Annotated in this window: 6 protein-coding genes and 1 pseudogene; 5 read left to right on the top strand and 2 right to left on the bottom strand. The window is 42.1% G+C overall.

The window, feature by feature from the left end:
- Positions 1-505: 505 nt before the first annotated feature.
- Together ACYQ4S_RS09130 and ACYQ4S_RS09125 are read right to left on the bottom strand one after the other, a co-directional pair.
- Entirely contained in the window at positions 506-814 is a 309-nt protein-coding gene (locus ACYQ4S_RS09130; RefSeq protein ID WP_346024046.1) for a hypothetical protein, read from the bottom strand.
- A gap of 115 nt (positions 815-929) precedes the next feature.
- Positions 930-1,744 (bottom strand): annotated as a pseudogene (locus ACYQ4S_RS09125) (AAA family ATPase).
- 729 nt (positions 1,745-2,473) lie between these two features.
- On the opposite strand from ACYQ4S_RS09125, the gene glpK reads away from it, so the two are divergent.
- The 5 genes from glpK (at position 2,474) to mnmG (ending at position 10,160) form a co-directional block, all read left to right on the top strand.
- Positions 2,474-3,979, top strand: a complete 1,506-nt coding sequence (glpK, locus tag ACYQ4S_RS09120; RefSeq protein ID WP_346024911.1) for a glycerol kinase GlpK — start codon at positions 2,474-2,476, stop codon at positions 3,977-3,979.
- Positions 3,980-4,002: 23 nt separating this feature from the next.
- Positions 4,003-5,838 (top strand): type 1 glycerol-3-phosphate oxidase, encoded by a 1,836-nt coding sequence (glpO, locus tag ACYQ4S_RS09115; RefSeq protein WP_346024912.1) that lies wholly within the window; start codon positions 4,003-4,005, stop codon positions 5,836-5,838.
- On the top strand, positions 5,839-6,486 hold the full coding sequence (locus ACYQ4S_RS09110) for an MIP/aquaporin family protein (RefSeq protein WP_459770710.1): 648 nt from the start codon (positions 5,839-5,841) through the stop codon (positions 6,484-6,486).
- A gap of 332 nt (positions 6,487-6,818) precedes the next feature.
- Positions 6,819-8,207, top strand: a complete 1,389-nt coding sequence (mnmE, locus tag ACYQ4S_RS09105; RefSeq protein WP_428830620.1) for a tRNA uridine-5-carboxymethylaminomethyl(34) synthesis GTPase MnmE — start codon at positions 6,819-6,821, stop codon at positions 8,205-8,207.
- A 57-nt stretch (positions 8,208-8,264) separates the two neighbouring features.
- Complete coding sequence (gene mnmG, locus ACYQ4S_RS09100) at positions 8,265-10,160, top strand: tRNA uridine-5-carboxymethylaminomethyl(34) synthesis enzyme MnmG (protein ID WP_346024914.1); 1,896 nt, start codon at positions 8,265-8,267, stop codon at positions 10,158-10,160.
- Positions 10,161-10,592: the final 432 nt, after the last annotated feature.

Raw genomic sequence — 10,592 nt, 5'->3', positions numbered from 1 at the left:
TATGCAAACCAACGGTTAGCTGAGAGAAAGAACAGAAAAGAAATAGCCGTGTAATTTTTAAAAAATAGTCATTTTGAAATTAGACGAGTGTTTCCTTTTTTAAAAAGTTAGTTATGAAATTGGTTCATCTACAATCTCAGAACTTTCTACTTAGCTTTAAATTTTTTAGATTTAAATCAGATCAATTAGTATCTATTGTAATAGTCATTTTTAAAATACTATGATGTGAGTCTGGCAATGTCTAATCAACTATGAATACAGTAAATAAAAAAAGATATTTTAATAGAGTATCGTATTAGTTTACTATTTTTTCAATTTATAGGGATAATATTGTGACTAATAGAATACAGTTCTTACTATATAGACAGAAAAAATTGAAAAGTACTGTGAATGTCTGAATTTATAAGCTCATTTATACTTGTGAAATCAGACTATCTTATATTAAAGTAATGTCTAATTCAATTAATTATTTTTTTGATTCTCGCTATTAACACATTCATTCATTTTATAGCATATCAAATTGACTGCTATATATAGCTTTATAAGCTTCGCTTTGTCTAGTAGTCAATTTAGTTTGCACATAATTGTCTACTAACATATCAACTATGTCATTGTAAGTAGCGGTATTCATACTTTCTGTTTCTTTCAGAAAAGGTTTTAAAGTATTAATTTTTAGATTTGTACTGGGACTAGTTTTCTGCGTCTTGCTAGCTTTTAACCTAGGGTCTTCTTTAGAAATCGCGGATTGACTAACTTTTTGTTTTTTTTTCTTCTCTGCAATTAACGGTTTAGGTTTTTGTGCTGGTGTTTCCATTCGTCCAAAACTATTGCTGCCCTTTATTTCAACTTTTTTATTTTGTAATGAGGTACTCTTTTTATAATTATAGGTTCAAATTCTGCCATTTTAACTAAAGCTCCTCCCTATTAACTTAACTAACTGTAAAAGTTTCTTGGTGACTATCTAATTCTTCTAGAACCTTTAAAAAGACAGCGTGTGCTTTTTTGTCCCACATATCAATATTGCCATTAATATTGCGGTTCATTTCAATACCCTGCACATCATATACTTTTAAGCGTTCCTGATATTTAACATTAGTTTGCAAGACATTATTTCCATATAATTCTTTAGCTTGATCCAGTATTTTGCTATCCACTCTGCCTCCTGGTTTTAGCATGCAGGGTATGATACCTAGTACGTTCAAATCTGCGTCATAGGTATCTACCAGATATTGCATGTAGTCTATATAAGTTCGAGCTCCGTCTAATGACAACTCTTGTGTCTGGAGAACTATGATACAGAAATCAGCAGCCAGCATAGCATTATCTGAATAATCACTAATAGTTGGTGGGACGTCTAAGTATATAGAATCATATTTATGCTTGATCGGTTCGATTAAATCCTTTAAGTATTTAATTTGTTTTAATTCATCATCTGGGAAACGTTGAATTAATAGTTTACTTAAATTTCTAAAAGCTGTGTTTGAAGCAACCAAATCTAAATTTTCCATTATTGGTGTAATTTCGTTTTCTAAATTTCCATTATTAAAAGCATTCGTTATATTTTTATCTATAGATTCGATGTTGCCAGTTTTAGCTAAAACTGAAGTAGCATTACCCTGAGGATCGAGATCAATTACTAACGTTTTACGATTTTTTTGAATAGCGCTCTCATAAGCCAACATAGTTACTGTCTTAGTTTTTCCAACGCCACCTTTAAAATTCCTATTACATAAGTACTGCCCATTATATAAAACCTCCTACGTAGTATACGCTCATTAACTTGTCGATAGTATACCAGTAAACCGAGGCTGTAACTTTTGTATTAACCAGTTTATTTAAATTAAGTTTCTAGCCTAAAAAGTTATTATTTAGATATTTTCTATTACTATGTGGGCTTTAACATCATAATTGTTCTTATAATAATACTGTGTCATATGTCTCATATGCTTTGATCTCTCAAAATCTGAAAAAACAATTAACGATTTAATATCTGGATTTGCTTTTATAGTTTTTTTCTTGAACAGATCATTGAGTACAAAAGTCAATTATAGTAACTTCCTTTGCTAAAATCGAATGGATTTTTTTAGATTGATCTTTTGCTGGCAAATTATTTAAAGTTTTCTCATTAGTGGGTGTTTCAAATACAGAGCTATTCTTTTTTTTAGCCAGAGGAAATTTTGTCACATAATTTCAGTTCGAACTCAATTAAGTACAATTTTCTCGATTAGTCTGTCGATTTAATACCACATAATCTGAAGGCTCATAGATATAGCTAGAAGCAGTATTAACCCTATCATATTAAGATATGAATAGGGTTAATACTGCTTGTGTTATAGTGCTCTCACCGAAAAACTTTCAAAAAATTCGAAAATTCAAAAAAAGCTGACATTTTTAACTGAAGAAAAACGGTTACAATAAAAACGTAAAGAAAACGGTTACTAAAAACCGATGATAAAATAGGAGGAATAAACCAATGTCAGATAATCAGTACATTATGTCCATAGATCAAGGAACAACGAGTTCACGAGCAATTATTTATGATAAACAGTTAAACACGATCGGAAGTTCTCAAAAAGAAATTACTCAAATTTTTCCTGAAAGCGGTTGGGTAGAACATAATCCTAATGAAATCTGGAATTCAGTCCAGTCTGTCATTGCCGGCGCATTTATTGAATCCGGTGTCAAACCTCAGGAAATCGCAGGAATCGGGATTACTAACCAGCGTGAAACAACAATCGTCTGGGACAAAGAGACAGGACGGCCGATTTATAACGCAGTTGTCTGGCAGTCTCGTCAGTCAGCGCCTATCGCTGCAAAACTTTACGAGGCCGGGCATTCAGAAATGATTCACGAAAAAACGGGTCTGATCATTGACTCTTACTTCTCAGCGACGAAGATTCGCTGGATTCTTGACCATGTTGAAGGAGCTCAGGAACGAGCTGAAAATGGCGAATTACTGTTTGGAACAGTCGACACTTGGCTGGTATGGAAACTGACCGGGGGAGAATCGTTCGTAACAGATTATTCAAACGCCAGCCGCACGATGCTGTATAACATTCACAAACTGGAATGGGATCAGGAAATTCTGGACTTATTGAATATTCCACGTGCCATGATGCCCGAAGTTAGATCAAACTCGGAAATCTACGGAAACACAGCGAACTATCACTTCTATGGAGCTAACACACCTATTTCAGGGATGGCGGGAGACCAGCAGGCAGCATTATTTGGTCAGATGGCCTTTGAGCCGGGCATGGTCAAAAACACATATGGCACAGGTTCATTCATCGTCATGAACACAGGTGAAGAACCACAGTTGTCAGAAAATAACCTGCTGACTACGATAGGGTACGGTATCAATGGCAAGATCTATTATGCTCTGGAAGGAAGTATCTTTGTAGCTGGTTCATCTGTTCAGTGGCTGCGTGACGGACTGAAAATGATCGAGAATTCGTCTGATTCGGAAGCATTAGCTAAGAAATCTAAAAATGATAATGAAGTCTTCGTTGTTCCAGCCTTTACAGGTCTGGGTGCACCCTATTGGGATTCAGATGCTCGAGGATCTGTTTTCGGCTTGACACGAGGGACGACTAGAGAAGATTTCGTAAAAGCGACGCTGCAGTCTATTGCTTATCAGGCTCGTGATGTTATTGACACGATGAATAAAGACGCGGGAATCGACATTCCTCTCCTTAAAGTGGACGGTGGAGCAGCTAATAACGACTGGCTGCTGCAGTTCCAGGCAGATATCCTTGGAACTAAAGTGCAGCGGGCGCATAATCTGGAAACGACTGCACTTGGAGCTGCTTATCTTGCGGGTCTGGCTGTCGGTTACTGGGAAAGCATGGATGAAATAAAGAGTATGTACGAAGAAGGTGGCATGTTCGAACCGCAGATGCCTGAAGAAGAACGTCAGAAGCTTTACAAGAACTGGAAACTGGCAGTTAAAGCGACACAAGTCTTCAAGCCTGAAGAGTAGGACTAGCGTAGGAGGAAAAGAGTATGGTTTTCTCTCTTGAAAGAAGAAAACAAGATATAAACGTATTAAAAGAAGAAACATTGGATGTACTGATCATTGGTGGCGGGATCACGGGTGCTGGGTCTGCTTTGCAGGCCAGTGCTTCGGGTCTGAAAACAGGCCTGGTCGAGATGCAGGATTTTGCAGAAGGGACGTCTTCGCGCTCAACTAAACTCGTTCACGGCGGTCTGCGTTATTTGAAGAACTTTGATGTGGAAGTCGTAGCTGACACGGTTCAGGAACGGGCCGTGGTTCAGGGCATCGCTCCTCATATTCCAAAAGCGGACCCGATGATCTTACCCGTTTATGATGAGCCGGATTCAACGTTCTCCATGTTCTCTCTTAAAGTTGCCATGGATTTGTATGACCAGCTGGCTGGTGTGACTGGAACTGATTTTGCGAACTATACACTGACAAAAGAAGAAGTTCTGGAACGCGAACCGCAGCTGAACAGTGAAGGACTTTTAGGTGCCGGGGTCTATCTGGATTACCGGAACAATGATGCTCGCCTAGTAATAGAGAATATCAAGCGGGCAGCTGAAGACGGCGGACACATGGTCAGTCGCATGAAAGTAGTTGGAATCTTACATGATGACAACGGACGAGCTTCTGGAGCAGAAGTGGAAGACTTATTGACGGGTGAAACGATCAGAATCAATGCCCGTGTTGTCATGAATACGACCGGACCGTGGTCGGACACGATTCGTCAGATGGACGACAAGATCGATACGGCGCCTCAGATGCGTCCGACAAAAGGGGTTCATCTGGTCGTAGACAATAAGAAACTATTCGTTCCCCAGCCGACGTATTTCGATACAGGAAAACAGGACGGAAGAATGGTCTTCGTGATTCCTCGTGAGGAAAAAACGTATTTCGGGACGACTGATACTGACTATAAAGGTGACCTTTCAAATCCTACGGTGGAGCAGGAAGACGTTGATTACCTGCTGGACATCATCAATACAAGGTACCCGTCAGCAGATATTACGTTGAACGATATCGAGTCCAGCTGGGCCGGCTTGCGTCCATTGATTGCGGCAAATGGCGGGTCTGACTATAACGGGCAGAACAATCAGCTCATTACGGACGAAAGTCTTGATGATGTACTGTCCATCGTGGAGAAGTATCAGCAGGGAAGCGTTGAACGATATGAAGTCGCGGATGTACTGAAAAATATTAAAACAGCCAATGCGGAATCAGACACGAATCCTTCCACCCTTTCACGCGGCAGTTCGCTTGAGATCGATGAAGATGGACTGATTACCGTAGCCGGCGGGAAAATTACGGATTACCGTAAAATGGCCCTTGGAGCGGTTAAAGCAACAATCGATGTGCTGGAAAGAGACTTCAATCTGACTTACGAACTGATCGATTCGGCTCATTATCCAGTTTCTGGTGGAGACATCGATCCAGCTAAAGTCGACGAGGAGACAGAAGCTCTGGCTCAGTCTGGTGTTGAAAAAGGATTAACTGAATCTGAAGCAAGATACTTGGCTAATCTGTATGGATCAAACACTCCGGCGGTCTATGATTTACTTGAAGAAGTTGATCAGGTAGAGGGACTTACTCTCGCAGATACGCTCAGTCTGCATTACGCCATGCGTGAAGAAATGGCGCTGACCCCGAGCGATTTCCTGATCCGTCGAACAAATCACATGCTGTTTATGCGTGACACCTTAGACAGCATAATCGAACCTGTCATTTCTGAGATGGCTCGCTATAATGACTGGTCCGATGAAGTAAGACAACAGTACACGGAAGAGCTTGAAAAAGCAGTTGCTGAATCTGATTTGAAAACATTAAAGGGAGACGTGGATTAAATGACAGGGCAAACATTAACACTTTTCAGTGAATTTTTAGGAACAATGTTTCTGATTCTACTTGGTAATGGAGTTGTAGCGGCTGTTAGCTTGAAAAAAAGTAAAGCAGAAGGCGCTGGATGGGTAGCCATCACGATGGGGTGGGGGGCTGCTGTAACAATGGCGGTATACATCGCCGGTTTTATGGGTCCCGCTCATTTAAACCCTGCCGTGACACTTGGATTTGCAATAACTGGAGACTTGGCATGGGGAATGGTCATTCCTTTTATTCTGGCTCAGGTAGCTGGTGCAATTTTGGGAACGTTTGCGACTGGCGCAGAAATCCGAGACAACATATCTAATGTAATGTCTGAGGCTATTGGCACATTTGTTTTAGTGTTCGCTTTACTGGCTTTCGGTCAAAATGTCTTTACAGAAGGACTGAACCCACTAGTCGTTGGGGTGCTGATTCTGTCAATTGGACTATCATTAGGTGGCTCGACCGGATATGCGATCAACCCGGCACGTGATCTGGGCCCTAGAATTGCGCACCAGATTCTCCCACTGGCAAACAAAGGTGACTCTAAGTGGGAATATGCCTGGGTGCCAATTGTTGCACCAATGCTCGGCGCAGTAGCAGCAGCATTGCTGTATCTGGTCATCGTATAATCTGAGACACTAAATAAATACTTTACGCCTGACGGAACAACGATCGAGTTGTCGATGTCAGGCGTTTTTTCTGTATTGAAGAAGATGATGAAGTCAGAGTATGAAATGAATAGCTGCTATGTAAAAAAAACGTCACAAATACTAATAAAAAATAAGTATAAAAGTTGACAAACGGCATCATACCTTATATGATTTAAGATGTCGAAATAATTAAAAGAACGAATCAAGGTTAAGCAGTGAAAGTGCTTTTCCGCTCAGAGTAGCAGTCTATGCTGAATTGGAGTGGATCAGGCGCTTTTTTTTGTGAATAAATAAGGGGAAGGATAGATAGTATGGCTATAGAATTTGATACGATTGCGGCAATTTCTACCCCACCTGGAGAAGGCGGGATTGGGATCGTCCGAATCAGTGGAGATGAAGCGCTGGAGATTGCAGACAGGATCTATCAGCTTGGCAGCAAGAATCTGAAGGAACAGGCGTCGCATACGATTCATTACGGCCGAGTCGTCAATCCTAAAACAGCTGAACCAATCGATGAAGTTATGGTGTCGATCATGCGGGCACCCAAGACCTATACAAGAGAAGATGTTGTTGAAATAAATACGCATGGGGGTATCGTCTCCGTCAATAAAGTTCTGGAAACCGTATTGAGCAACGGGGCGCGTCTGGCAGAGCCGGGAGAATTCACTAAACGGGCCTTCTTGAATGGCCGGATCGACCTCTCACAGGCTGAAGCCGTGATGGATGTCATCCGTGCCAAGACTGACAAGGCTATGCATATGGCCGTCACTCAACTGGACGGAAACCTGTCCCGGCTGATCAGAAACTTGAGGCAGGAAATTCTTAATACATTAGCTCAGGTGGAAGTCAATATCGACTATCCTGAATACGATGATGTAGAAGAAATGACCTCCAAGCTGCTGGTCGAGAAAGCAGCACAGGTCAAAGCGCAGGTCGAATCTCTACTGGAAACAGCGAGTCAGGGAAAGATATTGAGAGAAGGTCTGGCTACCGCAATCATCGGGCGACCTAACGTCGGGAAATCAAGTCTGTTGAATGTCCTGCTTAAAGAAGAGAAGGCAATTGTTACTGAAATCGCCGGAACGACGCGAGACGTCATAGAAGAATATGTCAGTGTTAAAGGCGTACCACTACGATTGATTGATACAGCCGGTATTCGCGAAACAGAAGATATTGTTGAGCGCATCGGTGTGGAGCGAAGCCGTAAAGCATTGAGCGATGCGGATCTCGTTTTGCTGGTGTTCAACCAAAACGAACCACTGACGCCAGAAGACAAGCTGCTGCTTGAAGCCACTGAAGGGCACCACCGGATCATTATTTTAAATAAAATGGATCTTGAGAATAAGCTGGATCTGAATGAGCTGAAAACGCTGGTCGATCCGTCCAATATCGTCTACACGTCCATAGTGACGCAGGCAGGACTGACCGAGCTGGAAGGCAAGATAGCGGATCTCTTCTTTGCCGGAAACACCGGTGAGAAGGATGCGACATATGTATCGAATATCCGCCATATCGCTCTTTTGAATGATACGATCGAAGCATTTGATGATGTCATCGAAGGCATCGAAACAGGGATGCCGGTGGATCTGGTACAGATCGATATGACGCGTGCATGGGATCTGCTCGGTGAAATCACTGGAGACAGCGTACAGGACGAGCTGATCACTCAGCTCTTCAGCCAGTTCTGTTTAGGAAAATAACGACTAACTAAATTGACATGAATTTAAAAAGACTGATAAATAGAAAGGAATCATGCGATGCAAACTTACGAAGCAGGACACTACGATGTCGTTGTTGTTGGTGCTGGACATGCAGGATCTGAAGCTGCGCTAGCCTCCGCTCGAATGGGTGCCAGAACTCTACTGATCACCATCAATCTGGATATGGTTGCCCATATGCCTTGTAACCCATCAATCGGTGGACCGGCAAAAGGAATCGTAGTAAGAGAAATCGATGCCCTCGGTGGCGAAATGGGACGCAACACGGATAAGACCTATATTCAGATGCGTATGCTCAATACTGCAAAAGGTCCAGCCGTCCGAGCACTTAGAGCCCAATCCGATAAATATCTGTACTCTAACGAAATGAAGAAAACCATCGAACGGACACCTAACCTTGACTTGAAGCAAGGGATCGTCGATGAACTGATTGTCGAAAATGATGTGATCAAAGGTGTGAAGACCAATGCTGGAGCGATTTATCGTTCGGATGCTGTGGTACTCACTGCCGGAACGTCTTCACGTGGGGAAATCATTATTGGTGAACTGAAATACTCATCAGGTCCGAACAACACACAGCCTTCCGTCAAGCTATCTGAAAATCTGCTTGAGCTTGGCTTTGAACTGGACCGTTTTAAAACCGGTACGCCACCGCGTATCCACAAGTCATCGATCGACTACACGGTAACAGAAGAACAGCCTGGAGATGCTGAGCCGAACCATTTCAGCTTTGAAACACCTGACGAAGATTATCTTAAGGAACAGGTCTCTTGCTGGCTGACTTATACTAGTACCGTGTCTCATGACATCATCCGAGAAAATCTTCACCGCGCACCAATGTTCACTGGTATCGTTGAAGGAGTAGGCGCCCGTTACTGCCCGTCCATTGAAGACAAAGTGGTCCGTTTCAGTGACAAGCCGCGCCATCAGCTTTTCCTGGAACCGGAAGGCGCAAACACGGATGAAATTTACGTTCAAGGTCTGTCCTCTTCTCTTCCAGAAGATGTGCAGCTGGCCGTGCTGCGTTCCGTCGAAGGGCTAGAGAATGCTCAGATGATGCGTACCGGTTATGCCATTGAGTACGATGTCATCAAACCATATCAATTGCGTCCATCTCTTGAAACTAAGCGCATCAGCGGCCTGTTTACTGCCGGCCAGATGAATGGAACATCTGGATACGAAGAAGCTGGTGGACAAGGTCTGATTGCCGGTATCAATGCAGCTCGTCTGGTAAAAGGTGAAGAAGCCTACGTACCTAAGCGTAATGAAGCTTATATTGGAGTTATGATCGATGATCTGGTCACTAAAGGAACTAATGAGCCATATCGTCTGTTGACTTCACGCGCAGAATACCGTCTGCTTTTACGTCATGACAACGCTGATTTCCGACTGTCTGAAAAAGGATACGAACTCGGGCTGCTAAGCAAAGAACGCTACGAGGCCTTCATGCTGAAGAAAAAACAGACTGAAAATGAATTGGCTCGTCTGAAAACGATACGTGTAAAACCGAGCGAAGTGGCAGACCACCTTGAAGAAAAAGGTGAACCACAGCTCAAAGACGGCATGCTGGTCTACGACTTCCTGAAACGTCCTTATGTTAAATATGATGACATTCTCAGCTTTGCTCCGACTGAAGAGGCACTGCCGAAACACGTCAAAGAACAAGTTGAAATTTTCATCAAGTACGAAGGCTATATCAATAAAGCGATCCGAAAAGCGGATAAAGTTAAGCGAATGGAAAACAAACGTATTCCAGAAGGCATTGACTACACAGCGATCAATGGCCTCGCCACTGAAGCTAAAGAAAAGCTGACGAAAATTCAACCTGAAACGATTGCCCAAGCCAGTCGTATCAGTGGTGTGAATCCTTCAGACATCTCTATTCTGATGGTCTACGTCGAACAAGGGGACATCCAGAAGGTCAACGCCTCATAATAAAATAATAAAAAAACACATTCTCCGGACATGATTCGTCAAACGAATTAGACCTGTTCGGGAGAATGTGTTTTTTAGTTGATAGACCGACTAACAAAGGTGGATCAGATTGTCGATAAATGAATTTGAGTTAGTAGTATACTAAGTGAGTCGTTCGTTCTAATCTTGCCAAGAACAAATCTGAAGATGAAAAGACGCTTCAGAAACTATAAACTATATTTGGAAAAGTATTGATTGCTGGATTTTATCTTAGAACATATTAGGTCAGAACATTGTCCGGTGCAGTCTGTCAATATATTCTTACGTTTGAATTTACCCAAAATTTTATGATTTCCTGAACGGTGACAAAAGCCCGAGGTATACACATGTGGAAAACATGGTATCCTCGGGCTTTTGAGCAGTCCACAGCTTAAATCTGTGGACTAATTTCAT

This window comes from Alkalibacterium sp. s-m-28, from assembly GCF_054658175.1.
This window is presented reverse-complemented; position numbering and strand designations above follow the sequence as displayed.

Excerpts from the sequence above, each read along its gene's own strand:
- ACYQ4S_RS09130 (WP_346024046.1), bottom strand. The coding sequence starts at position 814 with ATGGAAACACCAGCACAAAAACCTAAACCGTTAATTGCAGAGAAGAAA.
- glpK (WP_346024911.1), top strand. The coding sequence starts at position 2,474 with ATGTCAGATAATCAGTACATTATGTCCATAGATCAAGGAACAACGAGT.
- glpO (WP_346024912.1), top strand. The coding sequence starts at position 4,003 with ATGGTTTTCTCTCTTGAAAGAAGAAAACAAGATATAAACGTATTAAAA.
- ACYQ4S_RS09110 (WP_459770710.1), top strand. The coding sequence starts at position 5,839 with ATGACAGGGCAAACATTAACACTTTTCAGTGAATTTTTAGGAACAATG.
- mnmE (WP_428830620.1), top strand. The coding sequence starts at position 6,819 with ATGGCTATAGAATTTGATACGATTGCGGCAATTTCTACCCCACCTGGA.
- mnmG (WP_346024914.1), top strand. The coding sequence starts at position 8,265 with ATGCAAACTTACGAAGCAGGACACTACGATGTCGTTGTTGTTGGTGCT.